This window comes from Pseudomonas sp. Au-Pse12, assembly GCF_021341665.1.
Classification (GTDB): Bacteria; Pseudomonadota; Gammaproteobacteria; order Pseudomonadales; family Pseudomonadaceae; genus Aquipseudomonas.
Window position 1 is genome coordinate 197,115 of record NZ_JAJTTH010000007.1, and the last position, 26,366, is coordinate 223,480.

Here is a 26,366-nt window from a genome sequence, read left to right on the forward strand (position 1 = left end):
TGAAACTGAATCGCCATCATGGGCCTGACACATCTTTCATTCGGCCCACGCCAGCCAGGTTCTCTATACTGCGCGGCTGATTCAAGAGTGAGCCCGGTATGACCGCCATCCATATCAAGTTTCCCGCCCTGACCCTCAAGGCCGGCCCCCGCGCCCTGGCGCGCATCCGCCAGCAAGGCCTGCACCCCAGCGAAGTCGGCACCCTGCCCGGCGCCGCCGGCGGGCCCAAGGCCCTGGGCATTCAGGGCCTGGACCTGGCGCTGTTCGGTGAATGGCTGCCCGCCGCGCCCCGCGAACGCTCGCTGATCGGCGCCTCGGTGGGTTCCTGGCGCTTCGCCAGCGCCTGCCTGCCGGACGCCGCCGAAGGCATCCGCCGCCTGGGCCAGCTGTACAACGCCCAGAGCTTCGCCAAGGGCGTGAGCATGGCGCAGATCAGCCAGAGCTCGCAGCGCATGCTCGACGACCTGCTCGATGGCCGCGACGCCGCGATCCTCGACAACCCTCACTACCGGCTCAACATCATGGTGGTCAAAAGCCACGGCCTGCTCGCCGACGACCATCGCGGGCGCCTCGGCCTGGGCCTGTCCTCGGTGATCGCCGACAACCTGCGGGGCCGCGCGCGGCTGTCGCGGCACTTCGAGCGCCTGGTGCTGCACGACCCGCGCCTGGCCCCGCCGCTGCAGGCGCTGGAGGACTTTCCCTCGCGCTTCGTGCCCCTGGATCGCGGCAACCTGCGCCAGGCGCTGCTGGCCTCGGGCTCGATCCCGATGGTCATGCAGGGCGTGCGCGAACTGCCCGGGGCCGGCACCGGCACCTTCCGCGACGGCGGCCTGCTGGACTACCACCTGGACCTGCCCTACAGCGGCAGCGACATCGTGCTCTACCCGCACTTCACCGACCGGGTGATCCCCGGCTGGTTCGACAAGACCCTGCCCTGGCGCCGGGCCAGCCCCGAACGCCTGCGCGACGTCCTGCTGCTGGCGCCGTCGAAGGAATACCTGGCGCGCCTGCCCTACGCCAAGCTGCCGGACCGCAACGACTTCAAGCGCTTCATGGGCGACGACGCCAGCCGGCAAAAATACTGGCGCAGCGCCATGGACGAAAGCCGGCGCCTGGGCGACGAGTTCCTCGAACTGGCGGCGCAGAACCGCCTGGGCGAACGCCTGCAAAGCCTCTAGAGACGCACCGGCGGGGCGGACTGACCCTTTAGTCAGGGTTTTTCCGCAGCCCGGGAGCCAAGCTGATAAACTCGCCGCCTGCCTCAACTCGCCCGCGGGCGACGCCACCTGACAGAGCTGACCGACACTGTGGAAATCTTCAAAGAATTTACCTTCGAATCCGCCCATCGCCTGCCCTTCGTGCCCGAAGGCCACAAGTGCGGCCGCCTGCATGGCCACTCGTTCAAGGTGGCGATCCACCTCAGTGGCGAGGTCGACGCGCACACCGGCTGGATCCGCGACTTCTCGGAAATCAAGGCGATCTTCAAGCCGCTGTACGAGCGCCTGGACCACAACTACCTGAACGACATCCCCGGCCTGGAAAACCCCACCAGCGAAGTCCTGGCCAAGTGGATCTGGAACGAGCTCAAGCCGCTGCTGCCGGAGCTCTCGGCGATCCGCATCCACGAAACCTGCACCAGCGGCTGCATCTACCGCGGCGAATAAGCCCAGCCACTGCCCATGCCGCCACGCATCTACCTCGCCGGCTTCGACGTGTTCCGCCACGATGCCCCGGCCCATGGCGAATACCTCAAGCAACTGTGCAGCGCCCAAGGCCTGCACGGTCTGTTTCCCCTGGATAACCAGGCCCCGCAGAACCTCTCGCCAGAAGCCACGGCGCAGTGGATCTGCCAGCAGAACCTGGCCATGCTCCGCGACTGCGACGCCCTGCTGGCCAACCTCAACGACTTTCGCGGCCTGGAGCCGGACTCCGGCACCGCCTTCGAAGTGGGTGCAGCCATTGCCCTGGGCAAGCCGGTGTGGGCCTACTTCAGCGGCCCCGCGACCCTGCGCCAGCAGGTGCCCCACGACGCCCAGGGCCGCGATGCCCAGGGCTTTGCGGTGGAAGACTTCAACCTGCCGCGCAACCTGATGCTGGCCTGCACCTGGAGCGGCCGCAGCCGCACCGTGGAAAGCGCCATCATCGACCTCGGCCACTGGTTGAACAGCCCCGCCCCACCTCGCTGAAAACCACCAACCGCGACACTTCTTGCGGAAAACGACACAGCACCACAAAAGCCTTGTTTTGCCGCGAAGGACGATGTTATGTTTCTAACACCAATCACAAAAATGAAACATCGATAACATTTTCCGCGAACGCCTTGCGAGATGGCCATGGACAAGAACAGTTTCCAAGTCACCCTGGAACAGCAGTTTGCAAGCCTGACGCCGACCGGCAAGCGCATCGCCACCTACCTGTTGGCCAACCTCCAGCAGCTGCCCTTCGAGACCGCCGACAGCATCGCCCAGCAAGCCGGCACCACGGGCATTTCCGTGGGGCGCTTCCTGCGCTCGCTGGGCTACCGCAACCTGGATGACGTCAAGCAAGGCCTGCGCGGCGATGCCCCGGCCTCCTGGCTGATCACCGACCGGCTCGGCGCCTTTCGCAGCGAAGCCCATCAGGACGACGCCCTGGAACGCTCCATGCACCGCGAGATCGAGGCCATCCAGCACGTCTACGGCCTGGCCCGCAGCCCGGCCTTCGCCGCGATCGTGCGGCAGATCGTCGAGGCCGACGCGGTGTTCATCATCGGCATCCAGTCCACCCGGGGCATCCTCAACGCCTTCCACAGCCACCTGGAATACATCCGGCCCAAGGTCTATTACGTCGACGGCCTGTCGGGCATCTACGCGGAAACCCTGAACTCGGGCTTCGCCAAGCCCTACGCGATCATTTCCGACTTTCGCGCCTACTCCGCCATCACCCAGACCTTCTGCGAAGTGGCCAACGCCAACGCCCTGCCCCTGGCCCTGGTCACCGACCTGCAATGCCCCTGGGCCCGGGACTACCCGCTGGACCTGCTGCAACTGAAAACCGATGTCGGCCAGTTCTGGGATTCCCTGGCGCCGCTGACCTGCCTGTTCAACCTGATGGTGTCCGCGGTGGCCGAGGGCTATGGCGAGCGCCTGGATGAACGCCTGGCGAAGAACCGAGCGTTGCAGGAAGCCTTCGGCCAGTTCGAATCCTGACCTTCAAGCCTGTCCCAAGATGGAGTGAGTGAGTGAACAACAGCCCCCTTGTCGAAATCGACGCCCAGCGCCACCAACTGGAAATCGACCTGGTCTACGCCAGCGCCGACAACCTGGCCGGCCAGGTGATCTACCGCAACGCCCGCTGCCTGCTGCACAAGGACGCCGCCGCCTGCCTGTACAAGGCCAGCCAGCTGGCGCGCATGGCCGGCCTGGGCCTGCGCATCTACGACGCCTACCGCCCGGCCTACGCCCAGCAGCTGCTGTGGCAGGCCCTGCCCGACCCGGACTACGTGCGCGACCCGCGCCTGGGCTCGCACCACACCCGCGGCGTGGCGGTGGACCTGACCCTGGTGGATGAAACCGGCCAGGCGCTGGACATGGGCACCGCCTTCGACGCCATGGAGCCCAAGTCGCACCAGTTCTACAGCGACCTGCCGCCCCAGGTGCAGCGCAATCGCCTGCTGCTGCTGGGGATCATGCTCAGCGCCGGCTTCGAGGCGATTCCCACCGAGTGGTGGCACTACGAGCTGCCCAACGCCGAGGATTTCCCCCTGATCCAGGAGCACGACCAGCCCTTCGAACACTGATGTCCCGTTCCCCAGCCGGCCACAACAACAGGCAGCCCACTGCCCCAAGCCGGTCGTACTGCAACACCGCTTCAGCTCCAACTGCCCGGTTATAGCTTTTATAAAAAACCTGACGAACTTCCCAACATCGAATGATCAAGGAAACCGGCATGACCCCCAATCTGCGCAATAACCCTGATGTGCGTCTGTCCACCCGTGTCGCCCTGTCGCTGCTGTGCGCCGCCCTGAGCCTGGGCACGTGGCAGGCGGCCAGCGCCGCCGCGCCCAAGGACACCCTGATGATCGGCAAGGCCGCCGACCCGCAGACCCTCGACCCGGCCGTGACCATCGACAACAACGACTGGGCCGTGACCTACCCGGCCTATCAGAAGCTGGTGACCTACAAGGTCGAGAACGGCAAGGGCAGCACCGAAGTCCAGGGCGACCTGGCCGAAAGCTGGAGCACCTCCGCCGACAACCTGACCTGGGACTTCAAGCTCAAGCCCGGCAACCAGTTCGATGACGGCAAGCCGGTGGACGCGGCCGCGGTGAAGTTCTCCTTCGACCGCCTGATGCAGCTCAAGCAAGGCCCGTCCGGGGCCTTCCCGGATGACATGAGCGTGGCCGTGGTCGACCCGCTGACCGTGCGCTTCACCCTGAAAAAACCCTACGCGCCCTTCCTCTACACCCTGGCCCACAACGGCGGCGGCATCATCAACCCGGACGTTGCCAACAAGGGCGAGGACGTCAACGCCTACCTGTCGACCCACACCGCCGGCTCCGGGGCCTTCCGCCTGAGCAACTGGCAGAAGGGCCAGGCACTGACGCTGGAGCCCAACAGCTATTACGCCGGCCCCAAGCCGAGCCTGAACAAGGTGGTGATCAAGATCATCAGCGAAGCCTCGGTGCGCCGCCTGCAACTGGAACGCGGCGACCTGGACATCATCGAGGACATGCCCGAAGACCAGCTCGGCACCCTGGCCGGCAAGTCCGGAATCGTGATCCAGGCCTTCCCCTCGCTGCGGGTCAACTACCTGTACCTGAACAACCAGCGCGCGCCGCTGAACAACGTCGAGGCGCGTCAGGCGCTGGTCCAGGCCATCGACTACAAGGGCATCGTCGACGGCATCCTCAAGGGCCAGGCCAAGCTGATGAACGGGCCGATCCCCGACGGCATGTGGGCCCACGACCCGAGCCTGCCGCTGATGCAGCAGAACCTCGACGGCGCCAAGGCCAGCCTGGCCAAGGTCCCGCAGAAGATCAGCAACCTGACCTACCTGTACTCGGACAAGGACGCCAACTGGGAATCCATCGGCCTGACCCTGCAAGCAGGCCTGGCGCCGCTGGGCATCAACCTGAAGATGGAAAAACTGGCCAACGCCACCATGCGTGAACGGGTCGGCAAGGGTGACTACGACGTGGCCATCGGCTCCTGGAGCCCGGACTTCGCCGACCCCTACATGTTCATGAACTTCTGGTTCGACTCCAGCCTGCAGGGCTTGCCGGGCAACCGCTCGTTCTACAGCAACCCCGAAGTCGACGGCCTGATCCGCGAGGCGGCGGCCACCAACGACACCGCCAAGCGCATCGAGCTGTACCAGAAGGCGCAGAAGATCGTCCTCAAGGACAACGTCTACGCCTACCTGTATCAGAAGAACTACAGCCTGCCGATGCGTGATTCGGTGAAGGGCTACGTGTTCCATCCGATGCTGGAACAGGTGTTCAACATCGCTGAAATCAGCAAGTAGGACCGGCCGTTCCCCCCCGGTCGCCGGCCCCTGAACCGGGTCGGCGCCGGGTTGCCGTGTCCCCGGTGGGGCGCCGCTGTTGCCCCCGCCGTTCGTCAAGCGTTAACGAGGTTGCCTCATGGCCTTCCTGAATATGTTGCGCAAACGCCTGCTCGGCCTGTTGCTGGTCGTGGTCGGGGTTTCGCTGATTACCTTCACCATCTCGCACCTGATTCCCGGTGACCCGGCGCGGCTGATCGCCGGCGACCGGGCCAGCGATGCCATCGTGCAGAACATCCGCCACCAGCTGGGCCTGGACCTGCCGCTGTACCAGCAGTACGGGCGCTACATGCTCGACCTGCTGCACGGCGACCTGGGCACCTCGATCCGCACCAGCCGCCCGGTGCTGGAAGACCTGCAGAGCTTCTTCCCGGCGACCCTGGAACTGGCCCTGGCCGCCCTGCTGCTGTCGGTGCTGGTGGGCGTGCCGCTGGGGGTGCTGTCGGCGGTCTACCACAACCGCTTCATCGACCAGATCGCCCGCACCCTGGCGGTCACCGGCATATCCACCCCCGCGTTCTGGCTGGGGCTGGGGCTGATCGTGCTGTTCTACGGCCACCTCGGCTGGCTGCCCGGCAGCGGGCGCCTGGACGAGGGCCTGGAACCGCCACCGACGATCAGCGGCTTCTACCTGATCGACGCGTTGCTGGCCGGGGACATCCCGCTGTTTTTCAATGCCCTGCAGCACCTGATCCTGCCGGCGGTGACCCTGGGCTTCGTCAACCTCGGGGTGGTGGCGCGGCAGATCCGCTCGGCGATGCTCGACCAGCTCGGCGAGGACTACATCCGCACCGCCCGGGCCTATGGCCTGTCGCGCTGGGCGGTGATTTTGCGCCACGCCCTGCCCAACGCGCTGATCCCCTCGGTGACGGTGCTCGGCCTGACCCTGGGCGACCTGCTGTACGGCGCGGTGCTGACTGAAACCGTGTTCGCCTGGCCAGGCATGGGCGCCTACGTGGTGAAGTCGATCCAGGCCCTGGATTTCCCGGCGGTGATGGGCTTCGCCATCCTGGTGTCGTTCATTTATGTGCTGCTGAACATGGCGATCGACCTGTTGTACCGGGTGATCGACCCGCGCATTGGCGAGGTAAATTGAGATGTCCGCTCCCTTGAACATTCCCCTGCCGGTGCCCGTGGCCCAGGCCAACGGCTGGCGCGCGCGCCTGGCCTACCTGGGCTACCGCGTGCGGCAAAGCCCGCTGACCATCGCCGGGCTGTGCATGACCCTGCTGGTGCTGCTGTGCATGGCCTTCGCCCCCTGGCTGTCAAGCCATGACCCCAACGCCCTGAACCTCGCCGAGCGCCTGGCCGCCCCCAGCGCCAGCCACTGGTTCGGCACCGACGAAGTCGGCCGCGACCTGTTCAGCCGGGTGCTCCACGGCAGCCGCCAGTCGGTGGGCGTGGGCCTGTTCGTGGCCTTCGCCTCGTGCCTGGCCGGGGGCCTCTTGGGCTGCCTGTCGGGGATCATCGGCGGGCGCTTCGACAGCCTGATCATGCGCCTGATGGACATCATGCTCTCGGTGCCGTCGCTGGTACTGATCATGGCCCTGGCCGCCGCCCTGGGCCCGAGCCTGTTCAACGCCATGCTGGCGATCACCCTGGTGCGCATTCCGTTCTACGTGCGCCTGGCCCGGGGCCAGGCCCTGAGCATCCGCCAGATGGGCTACGTCAAGGCCGCCCAGACCTACGGCGCCGGGCGCTGGCACATCGTCAGCTGGCACGTGGGGCGCAACGCCATGCCGCCGCTGCTGGTGCAACTGAGCCTGGACATCGGCAGCGCTATCCTCATGGCCTCGGCCCTGGGCTTCATTGGCCTGGGCGCGCAGCAGCCCACCGCCGAATGGGGGGCGATGGTGGCCACCGGGCGCAACTTCATCCTCGACAACTGGTGGTACTCGACCTTTCCCGGGCTGGCGATCCTGTTCACCGCCACCGGTTTCAACCTGCTGGGTGACGGCATCCGTGACCTGCTCGACCCACGGCAACAGGGAAAATGACCATGAGTTCATCCGCCGTTCTCAACATCGATAACCTGAGCCTGGAATTCCCCGCCTACCGCAGCAATGTGCAGGCCCTCAACGGCGTGTCGCTGCACGTCAACCCGGGGGAGATCGTCGGCGTGGTCGGCGAGTCCGGCTCGGGCAAGTCAGTGACCGCCATGCTCAGCCTGCGCCTGCTGCCCGAGCGCAGCTACCGCATCACCTCCGGCAGCCTCTCGCTGCTGGGCCGCGACATGCTCGCCACCCCGGAAAAACAGCTGCTGCAGATCCGTGGTCGCGACGCGGCGATGATCTTCCAGGAGCCGATGACCGCCCTCAACCCGACCCGGCGCATCGGCCGGCAGATGCTCGACGTGATCATCCATCACCAGCGCCTGAGCCAGGACCAGGCCCGGGCCAAGGCCATCGACCTGCTGCGCGACATGCACATCGCCGACCCCGAGCAGGTGCTGCAGGCCTACCCGTTCGAGCTGTCCGGCGGCATGCGCCAGCGGGTGATGATCGCCCTGGCGTTCTCCTGCGACCCGCAACTGCTGATCGCCGACGAACCGACCACTGCCCTGGACGTCACGGTGCAACGCCAGGTGCTGCTGTTGCTGCGCGAGAAGGCCCGGCAACGGGGCACCGCGATCCTCCTGATCACCCACGACATGGCGGTGGTCTCGCAGTTCTGCGACCGGGTCTACGTGATGTACACCGGCGCCGTGGTGGAGCAAGGCAGCACCGCCCAGGTCATGCTCGACCCGCAGCATCCCTACACCCGCGGCCTGCTCAGCGGCCTGCCGGAACAAGTCACTCCCGGCGCGCCGCTGCTGACCATTCCCGGGCAGGTGCCGAACCTTGCCCACCTGCCCGGCGGCTGTACCTTCCGCGAGCGCTGCAGCCAGGCCATGGCGCTGTGTGCCCAACGGCCGCCGCTGCATTCGATCAACGCCGGCGAGCAGCGCAAGAGTGCCTGCTGGCTGGCCGCCCCGGAGTCCGCCCAATGACCGCCACCGCCTCGCAAACCGGCAACGCGCCGCTGCTGCGCCTCAACGACGTGCAGGTACGCTTCCCCCTGAGCAATGACTGGCTGGGCCGGCCCCGGGCCTTCGCCCACGCGCTGAACGGCATCGACCTGGAACTGCGCCCCGGGGAAACCCTGGGCATCGTTGGCGAATCCGGCTGCGGCAAGAGCACCCTGGCGCAACTGCTGATGGGCCTGGTCAAGCCCAGCAGCGGCGACCTGCGCTGGGCCTACGCCAGCGACCGCGAACGCCACAGCCATGTGCAGATCGTGTTCCAGGACCCGCAATCGTCCCTCGACCCGCGCCTGCCGATCTGGAAGATCATCACCGAGCCGCTGTTCGCCCTGGGCAATACCCCGGCCGCGCAGATGCGCGAGATCGCCGCCAAGGTCGCGCAGCAGGTGGGCATCCGCAGCGAATACCTGGAGCGCTACCCGCACCAGTTCTCCGGCGGCCAGCGCCAGCGCATCGCCATTGCCCGGGCCCTGGCGTCGAACCCGGACATCATCGTCCTCGATGAACCGACCTCGGCCCTGGACATCTCGGTGCAGGCGCAGATCCTCAACCTGCTGGCGGACCTGCAGCGCAGCCGCGGCCTGACCTTCGTGCTGATCTCGCACAACGTCTCGGTGGTGCGGCACATGGCCGACCGAGTGGCGGTGATGTACCTGGGGCAGATCGTCGAACTGGGCAGCGCCGAGCAAGTGCTGGAGCGGCCGCGCCATCCCTACACCCAACTGCTGCTGGATGCGGTGCCACGCCTCGGCGCGCCCCTGGCGGACAGCCAGGTCTCGGCGCCCACCGAACTGCCGGGCAACCGCAAGCTGCCCAGCGGCTGTTTCTTCTTCGACCGCTGCAACCGCCGTGGCTCGGGCTGCGAACAGCCGCAACCGTTGCTGGGCAACGCGGCGCAGCAAGTGCGTTGCCATCGGCAAGACCTCGCAGGGTGATCCACCGGCACCACGCCGCCGGCCACGGCGTGGTGCTTGCTCCCTGCGCGCCAAGGGCTTAAAACAAGCGCCTTCTCTCTGACGTCGCAGGAACCTCTCTCATGGAAAGCAGCTGGCTGACCCACGCCAAACGCCTGCAAGCCATCGCCTCCACCGGCCTGCATTTTTGCCGGGACGTGCATGATCGCGAGCGCTACCAGGAAGTCGCCGACATTGCCCACGACATGCTCGCGCAATTGGGCAACGTGCCCGTGGAGCGCATCACCGATCTGGTCTCGGACTTTGCCCAGCGCTACTCGACGCCGATGGTCGAAGTGCGCGGCGCGCTGATCGAGGACGGCAAGATCCTCCTGGTGCGCGAGCAGCACGACGGCCTCTGGGCCCTGCCCGGGGGCTATGCCGATGTGGGCCTGTCGGCGGCGCAGAACATCATCAAGGAAATCCACGAGGAAGCCGGGCTCCAGGTCTCGGTGCGCCAGCTGTACGGCCTGCGGCACAAGGCCAAGGGCCCCTACAAGCCGGATCACCGAGACTTCTACAAGCTGTACTTTCTCTGTGAACGGCAAGACGCCGAGGCCCCGGTGGCCGGTAGCGAAACCAGCGACGCGGCGTTCTTCGCCCCGGACCAATTGCCGCCGCTGTCCCAGGGCCGCACCGTGGAACGGGATATCCAGGAGGCTTTCGACTTCCACGAAGGCCGGCGCAGCGTGGCCCTGTTCGACTGAGCATGACGCGGTCAATGTAAAGTACCCTTGACATGAAAAATCGCCCCACCTAATGTAAAGGACACTTTACTCAAGGAGATCGCCCATGGGCACCAAACGCTATTTCGGGGAATTCAGCCTGGCCTTGCTGGCCTATATCGCCTGTGTGATTTTGAGCAGCCACTGGCTGGCTGACATGAGCCCGGGCCCGGGCAAGATCACCCTGGCCCTGGTGCCGGTGATCCCCATGGTGGCCATGGCCCTGGCGGTGGTGCGCCAGTTGCGGCGCATGGACGAACTGGCCCGGCGCATCCAGCTCGAAGCCCTGGGGCTGTCCTTTGTCTGCACCGCGCTGATCACCTTCAGCTACGGCTTCCTGGAAACCGCCGGCCTGCCCCGGCTCTCGATGTTCTACGTGTGGCCAGTGATGGGCCTGGTCTGGGCCCTGGCCACGGTGGTCGGCTGGCGGCGCTACCGATGAACAACCAACTGCGCGAATTGCGCACCCTCAAAGGCTGGTCCCAGGCCGAGCTGGCCACCCGGCTTGAGGTGTCCCGGCAGACGGTGAATGCCATCGAGACCGGGCGCTACGACCCCAGCCTGCCCCTGGCGTTCAAGATCGCCCGGGCCTTCCAGATGCCTATCGAAAGCATCTTCAACCCCGACCAGGACTGACCCCGGCCACGAGGCAGTGCGCCCGTGCACCATTTTCGCCCCGGCGCGGCCTGCAGCCGGGGCAGGCCCGCAGGCATCGGCTATAACTGCTGGGGCACCCGCTCCGGCGGCCCGTTTGGCACGGCGCCTGCAACAGCGAGGCACCACTGCGACCAGGGACAGGCCCATGACCCAGCACGAACCCGGCAACGACTACCCCTTGAGCGAAGTTCCGCAGCACGCCCGCAAGGGCCTGGCCTCCATGGCCATGGTGCTGCTGGGTTTCACCTTCTTCACCGCCACCATGTTCGCCGGCGGCAAGCTGGGGGTGGCGTTCGACTTCACCACCCTGCTGGCGGTGATTGTCCTCGGCAACCTGCTGCTGGGGATCTACGCCGCGAGCCTGGGCTACATCGCCTTCAAGAGCGGGCTGAACACGGTGCTGATGGGGCGCTTCTGCTTCGGTGAACGGGGCAGCAAGCTCAGTGACCTGATCCTCGGCCTGACCCAGGTCGGCTGGTACGCCTGGGGCACCGCCACCGCCGCGGTGGTGCTGGGCAAGTACTTCCAACTCGATCCGGGCGCGGTGCTGGGGTTGATGCTGCTGTTCGGCATGGCCTTCTGCGCCACCGCCTACGTCGGGTATCGCGGCCTGGAGATCCTGTCGTGGATCGCGGTGCCGGCCATGGGCCTGCTGCTGGTGCTGTCGATGTGGGTGGCCACCCGGCAGATCGGCGGCCTCGACGGTTTGCTGGGGGTCACGCCAAGCGCCAGCCTGGACCTGTCCAGCGCCATCACCCTGGTGTTCGGCACCTTTGTCAGCGGCGCCACCCAGGCCACCAACTGGACCCGTTTCTCCCGCTCGGCACGGGTGGCGGTGAGCGCCAGCCTGATCGGTTTCTTCATCGGCAATGGCCTGATGGTGCTGATCGGCGCCTACGGCGCCATCGTCTACCAGCAGCCGGACGTGGTCGAAGTGCTGTTGCTGCAAGGCTTTGCCACGGCCGCCATGGCCATGCTGCTGTTGAACATCTGGAGCACCCAGGACAACACCATCTACAACTTCGCGGTGGCCGGCTGCAACCTGCTGCGCACCCAGCGGCGCAAGACCGTGACCCTGGTGGGCGCGCTGATCGGCACCCTGCTGGCGATGCTCGGCATGTACGACCTGCTGGTGCCCTACCTGATCCTGCTGGGCACGGTGATCCCGCCAATTGGCGGGGTGATCATGGCCGACTTCTTCTACCGCTGGCGCGGCCGCTACCCGCGTCTGGCCGACAGCCAGCTGCCCGCCTGGAACTGGCCCGGCCTGCTCGCCTACGGCCTGGGCACCCTGGCGGCGTTCTGCTCGCCCTGGGTCGCACCGCTGGTGGGCATCGCCGTCGCAAGCCTGAGCTATATCCTCCTCAGCGCCTGGCTGGGCGCCCGCTCGCCCGCCACCGCCGAGGCTCGGGGCTGAACCCGCGCCTTGCTTACTCGACGCGTTCCGGGTCTATCATGGCCCGGTCACGAAACTCCCTGTCCCTCCCACCGGCCCTGTCGCGGCCGGCGCAAGGACAGCCCAACGACCGTGGGGCAAGGGCCAGCGCCCAGATCCCACGGCTGAACGCTGATTGCCTGACCCGAGGAAACGCTCCGATGCTGATCACCAACGCCCGCCTGCGCCACCGTGAAGGTCTGCACCAACTGCACCTGGAAAACGGCCGCATCGCCCGCATTGTCCTGCAAGGCCCGGACGCCCCCACCGCCGCGCCGGCCTTCGGCCCCGAGCACCTGGATGCCGGCGGCAACCTGGTGGTGCCGCCCTTCGTCGAACCGCACATTCACCTGGACGCCACCCTCACCGCCGGCGAGCCGCGCTGGAACATGAGCGGCACCCTGTTCGAAGGCATCGAATGCTGGGGTGAACGCAAGGCCACCATCACCGCCGAAGACACCCGCGCCCGCGCCCACAAGACCCTTCGCGCCCTGGCCGCCCACGGCATCCAGCACGTGCGCACCCACGTCGACGTCACCGACCCCGACCTCACCGCCCTCAAGGCCATGCTCGAGGTGCGCGAACAGACCGGGCACCTGGTCGATATGCAGATCGTCGCCTTCCCCCAGGAGGGCATCGAATCGTTTCGCAACGGTCGCGAACTGATGGAAGAAGCCATCCGCCTGGGCGCCGACGTGGTGGGCGGCATTCCGCACTTCGAATACACCCGCGACCAGGGCGTGAGCTCGGTGAAGTTCCTCATGGACCTGGCCGAACGCACGGGTTGCCTGGTGGACGTGCACTGCGACGAAACCGACGACCCGCACTCGCGCTTTCTCGAAGTGCTGGCCGAAGAAGCCCGCAGCCGTGGCATGGGCTCACGGGTCAGCGCCAGCCACACCACCGCCATGGGCTCCTACGACAACGCCTACTGCGCCAAGCTGTTCCGCCTGCTCGGGCACTCGGGCATCAGCTTCGTCTCCTGCCCCACCGAAAGCATCCACCTGCAGGGGCGCTTCGACAGCTTCCCGAAACGCCGCGGCGTGACCCGGGTCAACGAGCTGCTGGAAGCCGGAATGAACGTGTGCTTCGGCCAGGACTCGATTGTCGACCCCTGGTACCCCCTGGGTAACGGCAACATCCTGCGGGTGCTCGAAGCCGGCCTGCACATCTGCCACATGCTCGGCTACCGCAACCTGCAGAACGCCCTGGACCTGGTCACCGACAACAGCGCCAAGGCCCTGGCCCTGGGCGAGGGCTACGGCCTTGAGGAAGGTCGGCCGGCGAACCTGCTGATCCTCTCGGCCGACAGCGATTACGAAATGATCCGCAGCCAAGGCCTGCCGCTGTATTCGATCCGCCACGGCAAGGTGCTGATGCAACGGCAGATGGCCCAGGTGCAACTGGCCGGCGACTGACGGTGGTGATGCTTACTTGACCCGAAACGGCTGGGCCGCCATGAACGCCACCGGCAACAGCGGCAGGGCGAGGATCGTCAATACGCCGTCTGCGGTGAGGGTCACCGGCGTCAGCAGCACCTGGCCGACCTTGCTCTTCTCGCGGTACGCCGAGAACTGCAAGGTGTAGGTGCTGTTCAACGGGTTGGCCTGATAGGCGCTGATATCCCGCTTGGACTTAAAGCGGCTGCCGCGAATGGCATAGCTGTGCAACAGGGCGTTCTGCGACCTCTCCACCACGAAACCCAAGGCCTTGGCTGCCTCGATCTGCTGGGCGTCGAGCTGGTCCAACCCGGGAATTCTCAGGAGCAGGTTACCGTCCAGGTTCTGCCCCGCATTGATGAGGATCTGCGAAAACTCGGCCTGCATTTTTCCGTGCAGGTCCGACTGGATAGCCTTGAGCAATTCAGGATCGACCACCACGAAGTAGTGGTACTTCTTGCCCAGGATGACAAAGCTCTGCGCGTCCGCCGTGATATAGAACTGGCTCACGGTTTCCGTATAGACCTCATTGCTGGCGCGGCTTTCGTACAGCTGGCTGGTCAGGCAACCGCCAAGGCTGCCAGCGACTAAAGCCCCCAGAGCCATAACCGAGCCTTTGAGCAAGGCTCGGCGGGGCATTCCTTTTTGCATGTCGAATCCTTTCCAGAGAGGTGGGCTGTAGCGGGAGATGAGCCGCGACTGCCGCCACGCTATAGAAATGCCAGGCGTTTTGCACGCCGCCACCGCATAGGCACCGCCCTTACTCAGCCAGCGCCAGCGCCGTGCCGAACAGACTCACCCGGGTCAACACGCCGTCGCGCTCTTGCAACAGCAACGGCGCGGTGCCGCCGGGCATCACCACCTGCACCTCGCCAGCCTTGACCCAGCCCACCCGCCACGCCGCGCAAGCCACAGCGCTGGCGCTGGTGCCCGACGAGGCGGTCGGTCCTTCGCCACGCTCGAACACCCGGGCGACGATGCGCTGCGCCGACTCGCGCGTCGCCCACTGCAGGTTGACCCCCGCCGGGCACGGCTCGCCGCTGCCCAGGGGCAAGGCAAAAGCCGTAGCGGTCAGCCCTTCGGCCAGCGGCGCCGCGAGCATCTGCGGGTTGCTCGGCAAGGCATCGGCCTCTTCCACCAGCGTCACGCAGTGGGGGTTGCCGATGCGCACGAACTGGCTGTGCTCCCACAGCGGGTTCAGCGCCTGCAACGGCGCCACCCGGCTCAGCTCGCGACCGTTGAAAGTCACGGCCTCGACACCGATCGCCGCAACCGCCTCGGGCCCGAAGGACGGCTGGCCCAGATCCAGCCAGAAACCCTGCTGCCCCGCCACCTGCGCCGGCTCCACCCGCGTGGCCACCGGCGAGGCGCCCGTGGCTTGATCGTGATGCACCTGCAACAGCGTCGGCCCCTGGGTTGCCAGCAGCCCCTGTTCGGCCAGGGCCTGGGAAAAGATCGTCAGGCCATTGCCGCTGCGCTCGGCCAGGGTGCCGTCGGTGTTGACGATTAACAGGTCGAACGGCGCCTGAGCCTGGAACGGCCCCACCAGCAGACCGTCGCTGCGGTGGGCCTTGGCCCCGGCTGGCCGGGTGCCCGGGGCCCAGTCGCAGAGCGCGGCGATCGCCTGTTCGGCCCACAGGCGCCGGTCCCGGGCCGCCTGGGCCGCGCTGCCGGGCAAGGCAACGCCCAGGCCACGCAGCGCAGCGGGCGTCACCACCCCATAGATATTGCCCCGTGCATCGTAGAACGCCGCCATGACACCGCCTCCAGAAAAAACCGAGCCGCTGACATTACGGAGAATGCAGCGGCTCCACCAGAGGGGAACTCAGGCTCAGGACGGCAAGGCAGCGATCGCCTCGATTTCGAACAGCATGCCGTCCAGGGCCAGGCGCGGCACCGGGATCAGGGTGCAGGCCGGGGTCGGCGCAGCCCCCCACAGCTGTTGCAACTGCCGACCAAAGATCACCAGCCGCTCTTGGCTGTGGTCGACAATCAGCACCGTGAGCTTGGCCACCTGGCCGACCTCGGCGCCGGCGCTGGCGCTGGCCAGGGCAGTCTGCAGGTTGGCCAGGGCCTGGCGCACCTGGGTGGCAAAGTCCGCCGACAATTGGCCATCGGCGGTCTCGCCGCCCTGCCCGGCGACGAACACCAGGCGGGCACCGGCGGCCACTTGCGCCACATGGGAATAACCGTTGGCGCTGGGGTCATAGAGCCCGGCCGGGTTGGACAGCGCCAGCACGGGCAGGGATGAAGGCTGGGTGGACATAGTGATCTCCTGAAGAAAAGCCATCCGCCAACTCAGCGAATGGGCAAGGCCATGGGGCGGATCGGCGCTGCGTCCGCACCGCGCAGTTTCAGTGAAGCCCCGATAAAAGCGAACTGGTACACCTTGTCCCGGGACAGGCCTTCCAGGTTGACCAGCTCCATGATCGGCGCGCCCTGCATGGCCAGCAGGTAGGTGTGCAGCGGCAGGTAGTTGCCCTCGACCTCGGAGGGGAAGGTTTCAAAGCTCAGGTTGTCGGCCCCCACCACCATGGCGCCGCCCTCTTCCACCAGAAACCGGGCCGCGTCCAGGCTCAGCCCCGGCGGGTTGGCCATGTAGCGCTGGGCATTGTCGAAGTCGCGCATGCGCCCGGTGCGGATCAGCACCACATCGCCTTTTTCCAGGGCCACGTTCTGCCGGGCCAGGGCCTGCTGCAAGTCGGCGCGGGTCACCCGGTAGCTGTCCGCCAATTGCTCCAGGCCCTTGGCCGCGGCGACATCGATCAGCACCCCGCGGGCAATGATCGGCGGCAGTTTTTCCGCGCCGGTGACGTTCCAGCCGCGGTCCCCCAGGTGCTGGTCGGCGCGGTAGCCGTTCCAGATCTTGCCGTTGAGGCCGAAGTGGTTGAGGGCATCGATATGGGTGCCCATGTGGGCGTACATCGACACCGCCGAACCGCTGTAGCTGACGTGCTGGTTCATCGGTTCACCGACCTGCATCGGGTCGGCGATCACGTTGCCGTGGGGGGTGTGGGTCATCCACATCTGGTACGGCGGGTCGCCGGCGGCCTGCCAGCTGGGCATGCCGACGAAGTAGTCCACCGCCAGGTCATAGGCCTGCGCGCCACTGACCCGGGCCATGATCGCCGCCCGGGACTCGGGGGTGATCAGGTTCAGGCGACCGATCTCGTCCCTGGGCCCCCAGGGGCTGATGCCCACCTCGGGCCGGGACGCCGTGGCGGCGTTGCACAGGCCACTGAGCAGGGACAGGGCCAACACCCCGGAAACCATCTTCGACATTGCGCGATGAGCCATGACAACACTCCTGTGAAATGAAGTGGCCATGGTATTGAGTGCTCGATCAGAGATAATCAGCGGTTTCGTGGATACATATTCAACCCAGGAGAAACAATATGGACGTGCTGATGGCCATGCGCACCTTTCGCCGGGTGGCGGAGCGTTCCAGCTTCAGCCAGGCCGCCGCCGACCTCGGGCAGTCCACGGCGGCGGTGAGCAAACAGGTGCGCCAGCTGGAAGAACGCCTGGGCAGCCTGTTGATCCTGCGCACCACCCGGCGCATGAGCCTGTCGGAGGCCGGGCAGCGCTACTTCAGCGAATGCTGCCACCTGCTCGACGAGCTGGACGCCCTGGAACGGGCCACCCAGGCCGGCCTGCACGAACCCGGCGGGCGCCTGCGGGTCAATGCACCGCTGTCCTTCGGGCTCAAGGTGCTGTCGCCGATCCTCGTGGCCTTCATGCAGCGCTACCCGCAATTGCAGGTGGACCTGACCCTCAACGACCAGGTGCTGGACGTGGTGGGCGAAGGCTTCGACGTCTCGTTGCGGATTCGCCGGCAACTGGACGATTCGTCGCTGATCGCCCGCCACCTGGGGCAAGTGGAACAGCTCATCTGCGCCGCGCCGGGCTATCTGCAAGAAGTCGGCACGCCGGCGAGCATTGCCGACCTGCATCAGCATCGCTGCCTGGCCTACCGGCTGGCGGAACACCCGGGGCGCTGGCAACTGCAAGGCCCCGAAGGCCAGACCCGGCTGGAGCTGCCGGTGCATTTCTCCGCGGACAACAGCCTGTTGCTGGCCGACATGCTGGTGGCCGGCCTGGGCATCGGCGCGCTGCCCGGGTTCGTCGCCCAACCGTTGCTGGACAGCGGCCAGCTGCTGCGGGTGCTGCCGGAGCAGCACTTGGCCGAGCGTCATATCTATGCGCTGTACCCCAGCCAGCGCCACCTGTCGCAGAAGGTCCGGGTGTTCGTGGATTTTCTCGTGCAAGCGCTGCAGGCGCCCTGAACCTCAGCCGGACGTAGGCACGTCCAGGCCGACCTTGACCCGGTTCATCGCCACCAGGGTCTTGAAGCGCTTGACGTTGGCGTTGTCGAAGAACAGCTCGCGGGTCAGCTGGGTGTACTGGGCCATGTTGCGCACGCAGAAAATCAGCACGAAGTCGCACTCGCCGGCCACGTAGTAGCACTGCTGGACCTGGGGGCAGGCCTGGAAACTGCGCTTGAGCGCGTCGATCTGGTCGATGCGCTCACTCTCCACTTCCACCTCGACGATGATGCTCAGCTCGTGCCCCAGGGCATCGGGAGCCACGATGGCGCTGTAGCGCTCGATCACGCCCTCGTCGCTGAGACGCTTGAGCCGCCGGTTGACCGCGGCGGTGGACAGGTTGACCCGCAGCCCGAGCTCGCTTTGCGCGGTGCTGGCGTCACGCTGCAGCTCGGCGAGCAACTTCAGGTCATAGGCGTCGAGACTGGCATTCATGGGCAGGAAAACTCCGGAGACGGACGGCACGCGCTGCAATGTTTTTGTGCAAAGCGGCCGATTATGCGAAACAACGCGCCGGCTTGCGCACTATTATTTCCGGCCCTGGCGCAGCGCCGTGGCGATTACTGCAACCTTCACTGGCTGGATTTGTCACAATCCCCGACCCGGCCGCCATCACGCCATGGGGGCATCAGGTGGCCGGCAGCGAGTTTCATCGCCAAGGATTTTTATGACTGCCAGCAACACCCACATACAGGCCACCCCCGGCCGCCTCGAACAGATGTCCACCCGCATCGCCTTTTTCATCGCCGGTTTCGGCATTGCCGCCTGGGCCCCGCTGGTGCCCTACGCCAAGGCTCGGGCCGGGCTCGACGAAGCCACCCTGGGCCTGCTGCTGTTGTGCCTGGGGGTGGGTTCGATCCTGGCGATGCCGATTGCCGGGGCCCTGGCCGGGCGCTTCGGCTGCCGCCGGGTGATGGCCGGTGGCACCTTGCTGATCTGCCTGGCCCTGCCGCTGCTGGCGACCCTGAGCTCGATCCCGCTGCTGATGGCGGCGCTGTTCATGTTCGGCGCGGGCCTAGGCGGCGTGGACTCCACGGTCAACCTGCAAGCGGTGATCGTCGAACGGGCCAGCGGCAAGACCATGATGTCGGGCTTTCACGGGCTGTTCAGCCTGGGCGGGATCGTCGGCGCCGCGGGGGTCAGCGCCTTGCTCGGCCTCGGCCTGTCGCCGCTGGGCGCGACCCTGGTGGTGATCGTCCTGACGCTGCTGGCGCTGCTCAAGGCCGCGCCGCACATGCTGCCCTATGGCAGCCAGAGCTCGGGCCCGGCCTTTGCCGTGCCCCATGGCGTGGTGCTGTTCATCGGCTGCCTGTGCTTCGTGGTATTCCTCGCCGAGGGCGCGGTGCTGGACTGGAGCGCCGTGTTTCTCACCGCCGAGCGCGACCTGGATGCAGCCTACGCCGGCCTGGGTTACGCCGCCTTTGCCCTGACCATGACCCTGGGCCGCCTGACCGGCGATGCCATCGTCCATCGCCTGGGCGCGCGCCGGGTGATCGTCATCGGCGGCAGCACCGCCGCCGCCGGCCTGCTGCTGGCAACCCTGGCCCCGGCCTGGGAAGCGGCGCTGTTGGGCTATGCCCTGGTGGGCGCGGGTTGCTCGAACATCGTGCCGGTGCTCTACAGCGCCGTGGGCAAACAGCAGGTCATGCCGGAAAGCATCGCCGTACCGGCCATCACCACCCTGGGCTATGCCGGCATCCTTGCCGGCCCCGCGGTGATCGGTTTCATTGCCCATGGCAGCAGCCTGAGCGCGGCCTTCGGCCTGATCGCCGTGCTGCTGCTGGCAGTGGCCGCCAGCGGCAAGGTGCTCAAGCTGTAAGCGCCAAGCTCCAAACTTGCGGCTTGCGGCTTGCAGCTTGCAGCTGTGACTGTGGCCTTTGATCTTCCTGCCCCTACTCCAACAACGCCGCAGAACCCAGGCCAACAGCGTCTCCCGGAGCGCCATCAAGCAACGCCTCCACCACCGCCCGCGCCATCTCCACCGAATGCACCATGGACCAGATCAACCCAGTCTCCAGGCCACTGCCCTGCCGGGTGATTTCATCACTGACCTCCTCCGCGCATTTGAGCAGCAACGCCACATGCACCAGCGCCTCCTCGACGCCCACATCCGGGCGCACGCTGAACAGCGAGTCGAGAGCAACGACCTGGGCCGTGGTCTTGAACTGGAACATCGCCAGGTCCAATGGATGCCGGGCCAGCGCTTCACGCACGGAAGCATTGGCGGCCTTGAGCTGGGGATCGCGATAGGAAGTAGGTGGATCGGGAACGATCTTTTTCATGGTCAAACTCCTTACAGATAAAAGGAGCCGACACCGTTCGCTTGCACACGAATAAGGGTGGCAGCCGTACGCAGGTGTGCAAGACCGAGTCTGCAAGGACACCCGGCAGATCCGAAGATCTCCCGCGCACGGCCGCCATAACGCAGCGGACATGAAAACGACCAATCAGTGCTGATCGCTTGTGCGCCTTTGCAGAGTTCGGACTTGCACATCCGAGTCATCGATTTGGCGATGACCCAGGCACCCTAGCCCGCCCACCAGGCGCATTCAAGCGGCCCGCAGTTTCTCGGATTTGCCTTACAAAAGAAAGCGACCAAACCCCGCGCAAGCTTCAAGCGATAAGCTCCAAGCTTGCGGCTTGCGGCTTGCGGCTTGCGACTTGCGGCTTGCGGCTTGCGGCTGATAGCTTGCCGCTTGGAGCTGCCCCCTAGAACCCCACACTGGCCTGGACGAAGAACGTCCGCGGCGCCCCCACATAAATCCCCGAGTTATTGTCACTGGAACGAGTGAAATACTGCCGGTCGAAAACGTTTTTCACCCCGGCCCCCAGCTTCAGGTTCGACAGCTGCGAACCAAAGTCGTAACCCCCGCGGATATTCCACAGCACATAACCCGGCATATCGCCGTACTGGCCATCGGCACTGCCGGCCGTGATGTAGTTGCCATTGAAACTGCCATCGGCATTGATCCCGGTTCCCGGCGCACGCTGCCTGGACTGGGCAAAGGCGTCGATGTTGTAGGTCCAGCGGTCGATGTCGTAACGCAAGCCGAGGGTCGCCACCTGACGCGAATAGAACGGCAGGTCACGGCCCTTGAAGCCAGGAATCTCGCCTTCATAGCTGGCCCGGGTGTAAGTGAAGCCGGCATTCGCGGTCAGCCCGTCGAGGCGCGGGTCCAGGGCTCCCAGGTTGTAGTGCAGGGAAGTTTCCAGGCCCCGGTGCTGAGTGGCGCCCAGGTTGGTCCAGCCCACATCGTTGCTGATGTATTGCAGCTCGTCGTCGAAGTCGATGTAGAACAGCGTCACCTCACCGCCCCACACATCATCGTTGTAGCGAGTGCCGACCTCGTAGGTCTTGGCCTTTTCCGGGTTCAGGCCGTCGGCGGTCTGGTCGCCATTGCCGCCCTGGCCCAGCTGGAAGTACTGCAGGCTGCCAAAGGAAGTCTCGTAGTTGGCGAACAGCTTCCAGGCATCGGACAGGTGATACATCACGCTCAGGGCCGGCAGCGCTTCGTTGCTGTCGATGCTGCGGCGCTTCTCCTGCACCCGCACGCCATTGGTGCCGCGCACCGGCCGGTCGTGCCAGTTGGTGCTGATGTCCTCGAAGCGAATCCCCGGGGTGATGGTCCAGTTGCCGACATCGATCTTGTCGTCGATGTAGTAGGCATTGGCCTCGGTGCCGCCGGTACGGTCCTGATACACATGGCCGTCGGAACCCGGGCGCACCACCGGCTGGTCGTTGACCAGGGCCAGGCGACTGGCCTCTTCATGCATGCCTTCCTTCAGGTAGCGATAACCCAGGCTGACTTCCTGGGTAGTAGGCCCCAGGTCGAACACATGGGACACCCGCGGTTCGATGCCGAAGCTGTAGTAGGTGCGCGGGTAGGACACCAGGGTCTTCTGGTCGCGGGCGGCAATGTTGCTGCCACGGAAGCTGTCGGAGTAGTAGGTCAGGACTTCGAACTGGGTTCGCTCATCGACCTGGCGCTGGTACTTGAAGGACACATCCTTGCGCCGGCCACTGAAGTTGTCCCAGTCACGGTCCGAGTCATATGGGCTGGCGTCGTACTGCTTCTGGGTCAGGCCGCCGGGCATATCGGCAGTGGCGTCGTAGTAGTGGAAATTCAGCGAGAAATCGTCCTGATCCGTCGGCGTCCAATGGGTCTTGAGCATCACGTCGTCGATATCGTTGCCATTGTTGCGCTGGCGGTAGCCGTTGCCATTGACTCCGGAATACAGCAGCGCCACCCCCAGGCCGTTGTCCGCAGTGCCGCCGAGGAAGGTCGTGTCGATATGCTTCCAGCCGCCGTGCTGGGAGGTTTCCAGGGTGGTGCCGATTTCCCCGGTGGCTTTATCCGGGATTGCCCGGGTGACGAAGTTGATCACCCCGCCGACGTTCTGCGGCCCGTAGCGCACCGAGCCGGCGCCGCGCACCACATCGATGCTGTCCAGGTTGCCCGAGGAAATCGGCGCCATCGACAGCTGCGGCTGGCCATAGGGGGCGAAGGCCGCCGGCACGCCGTCGATCAGCACCGTGGAGCGCGGCGACAGGCGCGAGGTCAGGCCGCGCACGCCGACATTGAGGGCGATATCGCTGCCGCCAGTGCCGTTGGCATCCTGCACCTGCACCCCCGGCACCCGGCGCAGCACGTCGCCGACGTTCATCGCGCCCTGCTCGACCATGGCCTCGCGGCGGATCACCGTGCGCGCTCCTGGGTGGTTCTGCACCTTTTCGGCATCGGCATCACCGAGCCAGTCACCCACCACGCTGACATTGCTGGTATCCAGTTGCAGGGTACCGGCGTTGGCGGCCGGCGCCGGACTCAGGGTCACCGAACTGCCTTCGATGCGGTATTGCAGGCCACTGCCCTGCAGCAACTGGCCTAGCGCCTGTTCCGCGGACAGGTTGCCGTCCACCGCCGGCGCCTGCTTGCCGGCCACCAGCTCGGGGCTGAAGAATAGCTGCAACGAGGTCTGCAAACCCAGCTGGCTCAGGGCCTGGCCCAAGGGCTGGGCCTGGATATGAATGGCCCCGACGGCGGGCGCCGCATAGGCCTGGGGCAAGGCGGCGCTGACCGCCAGGGCCAGAGCCAGGGGCAGCCAGCGGCGGGCGGGCAACGGAGATACGGCACAAACAAGGGCGAGTTTTTTCACGGGGGCGGCAGTCCTGTCGATCACACAAGGGTGCGTCTGTTAATGCAAACCAGTTGCAGTTGAACAGGAAGACGCTGTACTGAAAAAAAACCTGAATCTACCGAGGAAAAATTTCCTGGCTGCCGTCGGCATGGGTCCGCACCGTCACCGGCAGGATGCTCGGCAAGGCCTTGAGCAGGGCCTGAGTATCGTCGGACTTGAACACGCTGGTCAGGCGCAAATCGCCCACCGCGGCGCTGGCCACCCGCAAGGGTTGTTCACGATAGCGCGAGACTTCGGCCACCACATCCGCCAGACGCGCGTTGTTGAACACCAGCTTGCCGCTACGCCAGGCCGTGAGTTCCTCGGGGTTCACCGCATAGGCCGCGGCCACCTGGCCATGCTCATCGATATGGCTGCCCTGGCCCGGGGTCAGGCTGATGAAGTCGTCTGCCGCAGCGTCGCGGCCCTGGACCTTGACCCGGCCCTGGGTCACCGCCACCCGAGTCTCGGCGGCCTCGCGGCGCACATCGAAACGGGTGCCGGTCACCGTCACCTTGCCCGCGCCGGCCGCCACCACAAAGGGCCGCTCCGTATCGTGCTCGACGCTGAACAGCGCTTCGCCAGCCACCAGTTCGATCAGCCGCTGCTGCGCCTCATAGCGCACCCGCAACCGACTGTGACTGTTGAGATCGATTTGCGAGCCGTCCGGCAGCGCCACATGCCGACGCTCGCCGAACGCCGTGGAGAACTCAGCGCTGTAGGCGGCCGGCCGATCCAGGCCGCTGAACAAGCCGAGGGCCAGGGCCGCCAGGCTGGCCACCAGCCCGTAGCGCAGCAGCGGGCGCCGCGTGCTCCCGGCCGGCGCCCCCGCGCACAGCGCTTGCAGGCGCACCTTGGGCAGCAGGTCGCTGGCGGCCCACAGGGCGTCGAGCAGTTGCATTTCATGTTCATGCTGCGGGTGCTCGGCCAGCCACCGGGCAAAGTCCTGCTGTTGCTCCTGGCTCAGGTCGGGCTCTTGCAGCCGCACGAACCATTGCGCCGCGTCATCGCGAACCCTGGTCTGCCCGCAAGCGCAATCGCGGCTGTCCATCATGCAGATTCCTGTGTGGCAGAAGGTGAAGAAGCTCCGCGAGTCATGACGCCGCCCCGTCCAGACGGTCGCGCAGATGGCGCAGGGTGCGGATCATATACTTTTCCACCATGTTTTTTGAAAGCCCCAGGCGCTCGGCGATCTCGGCCTGGGTCAGGCCCTCGATCTTCTGCCAGACAAACACCTTGCGACAGTTGAGCGGCAACTCGGCAAGCGCCCGCTCGATGGAGTCGGCCAACTGGATGGCGTGCATGAAGTGCTCCGGATCGCCGCTGGGCGACTCGCCAAGGTGCACCTCCTGCGGCTCCAGGGCGCCGCGCCGGTCTTCCCGGCGAAAGGCATCCACGGCGATATTGCGCGCGGTCTGATGCAGGTAGGCCCGCGGCTGCTGGACCTTGGCGGCATCGGACTCCAGCACCCGCACAAAGGTGTCGTGAGCCAGGTCCTCGGCCTGCTGACGATTGCGCAAGCGCCGGGTCCAGGTGCCGATCAACTCTTCGTAGTGCTCGAAAAAGCCTGGTCTGCGGGGCGGCTTGGCGGTCATCGCGGGATGCTGGGAAAGTGGAAGCTCGAATAGTAATGCTTCGCATTAATATCGGCAATGGACTCGCTACCAGCGGCGGCCGAAGAAAAACTCAACGCAGTGCCCGGAACTAGTTGACCACCACATTTACAGTGCCCGAGAACAGTCGCGAGAATGCAACTCTTTGAATCTGCTCGTGCATGAAGTGATAGGTAACGCTGTCTTGTTCTGTTTGTGGGCGGGCTTCAACACATGTGAATCCCTGGGTCAGCAGAACTGCTCTTCGCAATATGCACGCACGTATCCATGGATCAAAGAACGCATATGTAGCCCGGTAGAGTGTCTTAAGGTGGGTGCCGGCTATCGAGGTTGGGAAGTGCAAGGGCGGTAGATAGCTTGCGAAAATGACGTCGCCATCATCAATGCCGGGGGCCATGTAGAAGCACGTCGCCGATGTCCGACCTTTTATAAGGTGGGACCACAGAGCGCAATCCGCACCCCGTATGTCTGGCAGGTAGCCCGGGTGTACGTGAATAAACTTGAGTGCATCGAGCTGCAGCAGGCTCTTGGGAATGATTCCACCGCCTGTAAATAGAATCTGCGTTAGCGCAGGCAGTCTAGATAGTCGGTCGTATAGTGCCTCATCCTTAAGATCGCTGATCATCAGTGTTTCCACGTCCGACGAGTATTCATTCAGGTCGTTGAGAGCAAGTGCATCGTCGATTACGCTCTGTGAAAAGTCCAACCCGCGTTCAACGACGTCTCTTATGCCTTGGTACAAAGCTGTTTCCGTCCGTTGAAGCACTTTTGACCAGTGATGAATGCTGTTCTTTTGCCTGGACTGCGCATAGACCAATCTCACCGCTCCTGGAAGAAAGCGCCCAACGGGTTTCTTGCTCGACAAATCATTCTTTGAGACAAGGTGAATTATCTTGTAGATCTTCAACCCCATGTTTTTCAAGGTTGCCAGGTAGGCCCGTGCGATGGGCCCCTCCCAGAACAGAACAGTCAGAGGAAGGGTGTCTGTCGTGCTGCCGTTGGTCTCCCCTGGAGGTGCGTCGCTGGACAGGTTGTCGGCACGGGGAAAGTTTTCGAGCAGGTGTTCGGCTTCAGTGTTGATGAAAACGGCCAGCTTCTCATCCAGGCTAACCTTTTCTCTGTCCAGGTAATCCAGAAGCTTGAGCAGTGCATTGAGTCTCTTTGCCGCATCGGTAGGCCTGCCATCATTCGATAGACGCCTGCAGTCCTTGAGCAGCAAAAGCAATGCTACTGGCAAGAGCTCCTGGGATACACGAGCCTCAGAGGTTCGCCCTCCTGTCTCATGGTAGCTCTCATGAATACGGCCAGAGATTTCGACTCGTTTTGACAGGAACTCCATGGTTTGGAAATCTTCAGTTGCCCAGTTGCCATTTTCTGCGCAACCACGCAGCCGTGCAGCTGTGTCGAAATACGTGTCCTGCTTTGGAACGGTTGTCGCTGCTGGCAGATAGTTACTGATATGTCGCTCGATTATCATG

Annotated in this window: 27 protein-coding genes; 17 read left to right on the forward strand and 10 right to left on the reverse strand. The window is 65.2% G+C overall.

Annotated elements, in window-relative coordinates:
* The first annotated feature begins 98 nt into the window (after positions 1–98).
* From LXM55_RS21080 to codA, 15 genes are all read left to right on the forward strand, one after another.
* On the forward strand, positions 99–1,178 hold the full coding sequence (locus tag LXM55_RS21080) for a patatin-like phospholipase family protein (protein ID WP_233322150.1): 1,080 nt from the start codon (positions 99–101) through the stop codon (positions 1,176–1,178).
* 129 nt (positions 1,179–1,307) lie between these two features.
* On the forward strand, positions 1,308–1,664 hold the full coding sequence (gene queD / locus LXM55_RS21085; RefSeq protein WP_011062303.1) for a 6-carboxytetrahydropterin synthase QueD: 357 nt from the start codon (positions 1,308–1,310) through the stop codon (positions 1,662–1,664).
* Between the two features lie 15 nt (positions 1,665–1,679).
* On the forward strand, positions 1,680–2,186 hold the full coding sequence (locus tag LXM55_RS21090; protein WP_233322151.1) for a nucleoside 2-deoxyribosyltransferase: 507 nt from the start codon (positions 1,680–1,682) through the stop codon (positions 2,184–2,186).
* Positions 2,187–2,327: 141 nt separating this feature from the next.
* Positions 2,328–3,188 carry a MurR/RpiR family transcriptional regulator gene (locus tag LXM55_RS21095; RefSeq protein WP_233322152.1) on the forward strand — a complete coding sequence of 287 codons (861 nt, stop codon included), beginning with the start codon at positions 2,328–2,330 and terminating at the stop codon, positions 3,186–3,188.
* Between the two features lie 32 nt (positions 3,189–3,220).
* Positions 3,221–3,778 carry a D-alanyl-D-alanine dipeptidase gene (gene ddpX, locus LXM55_RS21100; RefSeq protein ID WP_233322153.1) on the forward strand — a complete coding sequence of 186 codons (558 nt, stop codon included), beginning with the start codon at positions 3,221–3,223 and terminating at the stop codon, positions 3,776–3,778.
* Positions 3,779–3,927: 149 nt separating this feature from the next.
* Positions 3,928–5,505, forward strand: coding sequence for an ABC transporter substrate-binding protein (locus tag LXM55_RS21105; RefSeq protein WP_233322154.1), 1,578 nt, complete (start codon positions 3,928–3,930; stop codon positions 5,503–5,505).
* Between the two features lie 118 nt (positions 5,506–5,623).
* Entirely contained in the window at positions 5,624–6,640 is a 1,017-nt protein-coding gene (locus LXM55_RS21110) for an ABC transporter permease (protein WP_233322155.1), read from the forward strand.
* Between the two features lies 1 nt (position 6,641).
* Entirely contained in the window at positions 6,642–7,541 is a 900-nt protein-coding gene (ddpC, locus tag LXM55_RS21115) for a D,D-dipeptide ABC transporter permease (protein ID WP_233322156.1), read from the forward strand.
* The gene (locus LXM55_RS21120) at positions 7,538–8,533 is read left to right on the forward strand and encodes an ABC transporter ATP-binding protein (protein ID WP_233322157.1); all 996 of its coding nucleotides are present in this window, start codon (positions 7,538–7,540) and stop codon (positions 8,531–8,533) included. The genes ddpC and LXM55_RS21120 overlap by 4 nt, the downstream gene beginning before the upstream one ends.
* Positions 8,530–9,501, forward strand: a complete 972-nt coding sequence (locus tag LXM55_RS21125; protein WP_233322158.1) for an oligopeptide/dipeptide ABC transporter ATP-binding protein — start codon at positions 8,530–8,532, stop codon at positions 9,499–9,501. Before LXM55_RS21120 ends, LXM55_RS21125 begins: the two co-directional genes overlap by 4 nt.
* Positions 9,502–9,602: 101 nt before the next feature.
* Entirely contained in the window at positions 9,603–10,226 is a 624-nt protein-coding gene (locus LXM55_RS21130) for an NUDIX hydrolase (RefSeq protein ID WP_233322159.1), read from the forward strand.
* 85 nt (positions 10,227–10,311) lie between these two features.
* On the forward strand, positions 10,312–10,686 hold the full coding sequence (locus LXM55_RS21135; protein WP_233322160.1) for a hypothetical protein: 375 nt from the start codon (positions 10,312–10,314) through the stop codon (positions 10,684–10,686).
* The gene (locus LXM55_RS21140) at positions 10,683–10,880 is read left to right on the forward strand and encodes a helix-turn-helix transcriptional regulator (protein ID WP_060840226.1); all 198 of its coding nucleotides are present in this window, start codon (positions 10,683–10,685) and stop codon (positions 10,878–10,880) included. Before LXM55_RS21135 ends, LXM55_RS21140 begins: the two co-directional genes overlap by 4 nt.
* Before the next feature lie 166 nt (positions 10,881–11,046).
* Positions 11,047–12,318: a cytosine permease gene (gene codB, locus LXM55_RS21145; protein WP_233322161.1), complete on the forward strand. Its 1,272-nt coding sequence runs from the start codon at positions 11,047–11,049 to the stop codon at positions 12,316–12,318.
* A gap of 179 nt (positions 12,319–12,497) precedes the next feature.
* A complete protein-coding gene (codA, locus tag LXM55_RS21150) occupies positions 12,498–13,754 on the forward strand; it encodes a cytosine deaminase (protein ID WP_233322162.1) in 1,257 nt (418 codons plus the stop codon).
* 12 nt (positions 13,755–13,766) lie between these two features.
* Here codA and LXM55_RS21155 read toward each other — a convergent pair whose 3' ends face one another.
* From LXM55_RS21155 to LXM55_RS21170, 4 genes are all read right to left on the reverse strand, one after another.
* Positions 13,767–14,426, reverse strand: a complete 660-nt coding sequence (locus tag LXM55_RS21155) for a hypothetical protein (RefSeq protein WP_233322163.1) — start codon at positions 14,424–14,426, stop codon at positions 13,767–13,769.
* A 109-nt stretch (positions 14,427–14,535) separates the two neighbouring features.
* The gene (locus LXM55_RS21160) at positions 14,536–15,531 is read right to left on the reverse strand and encodes a diaminopimelate epimerase (RefSeq protein ID WP_233322164.1); all 996 of its coding nucleotides are present in this window, start codon (positions 15,529–15,531) and stop codon (positions 14,536–14,538) included.
* A gap of 75 nt (positions 15,532–15,606) precedes the next feature.
* A complete protein-coding gene (locus LXM55_RS21165; RefSeq protein ID WP_233322165.1) occupies positions 15,607–16,041 on the reverse strand; it encodes a RidA family protein in 435 nt (144 codons plus the stop codon).
* A 32-nt stretch (positions 16,042–16,073) separates the two neighbouring features.
* Positions 16,074–17,072, reverse strand: coding sequence for a cyclase family protein (locus tag LXM55_RS21170; RefSeq protein ID WP_233322166.1), 999 nt, complete (start codon positions 17,070–17,072; stop codon positions 16,074–16,076).
* Positions 17,073–17,170: 98 nt separating this feature from the next.
* Between LXM55_RS21170 and LXM55_RS21175 the strand changes: the two genes are divergently transcribed.
* Positions 17,171–18,061, forward strand: coding sequence for a LysR family transcriptional regulator (locus LXM55_RS21175; protein WP_233322167.1), 891 nt, complete (start codon positions 17,171–17,173; stop codon positions 18,059–18,061).
* A 3-nt stretch (positions 18,062–18,064) separates the two neighbouring features.
* Here the strand turns inward: LXM55_RS21175 and LXM55_RS21180 are convergent, their stop codons facing one another.
* Positions 18,065–18,535: an Lrp/AsnC family transcriptional regulator gene (locus LXM55_RS21180; protein ID WP_060840234.1), complete on the reverse strand. Its 471-nt coding sequence runs from the start codon at positions 18,533–18,535 to the stop codon at positions 18,065–18,067.
* Between the two features lie 232 nt (positions 18,536–18,767).
* Between LXM55_RS21180 and LXM55_RS21185 the strand changes: the two genes are divergently transcribed.
* Positions 18,768–19,919 (forward strand): MFS transporter, encoded by a 1,152-nt coding sequence (locus tag LXM55_RS21185; protein ID WP_233322168.1) that lies wholly within the window; start codon positions 18,768–18,770, stop codon positions 19,917–19,919.
* Positions 19,920–19,992: 73 nt separating this feature from the next.
* On the opposite strand, the gene LXM55_RS21190 is transcribed toward LXM55_RS21185, so the two are convergent.
* The 5 genes from LXM55_RS21190 to LXM55_RS21210 form a co-directional block, all read right to left on the reverse strand.
* Entirely contained in the window at positions 19,993–20,382 is a 390-nt protein-coding gene (locus tag LXM55_RS21190; RefSeq protein ID WP_233322169.1) for a hypothetical protein, read from the reverse strand.
* A 427-nt stretch (positions 20,383–20,809) separates the two neighbouring features.
* Positions 20,810–23,254 carry a TonB-dependent siderophore receptor gene (locus tag LXM55_RS21195; RefSeq protein ID WP_233322170.1) on the reverse strand — a complete coding sequence of 815 codons (2,445 nt, stop codon included), beginning with the start codon at positions 23,252–23,254 and terminating at the stop codon, positions 20,810–20,812.
* Positions 23,255–23,351: 97 nt separating this feature from the next.
* Positions 23,352–24,329: a FecR family protein gene (locus LXM55_RS21200; RefSeq protein WP_233322171.1), complete on the reverse strand. Its 978-nt coding sequence runs from the start codon at positions 24,327–24,329 to the stop codon at positions 23,352–23,354.
* 40 nt (positions 24,330–24,369) lie between these two features.
* On the reverse strand, positions 24,370–24,870 hold the full coding sequence (locus tag LXM55_RS21205; RefSeq protein WP_233322172.1) for a sigma-70 family RNA polymerase sigma factor: 501 nt from the start codon (positions 24,868–24,870) through the stop codon (positions 24,370–24,372).
* Positions 24,871–24,979: 109 nt separating this feature from the next.
* Positions 24,980–26,365 carry a hypothetical protein gene (locus LXM55_RS21210; RefSeq protein WP_233322173.1) on the reverse strand — a complete coding sequence of 462 codons (1,386 nt, stop codon included), beginning with the start codon at positions 26,363–26,365 and terminating at the stop codon, positions 24,980–24,982.
* Position 26,366 lies beyond the last annotated feature (1 nt).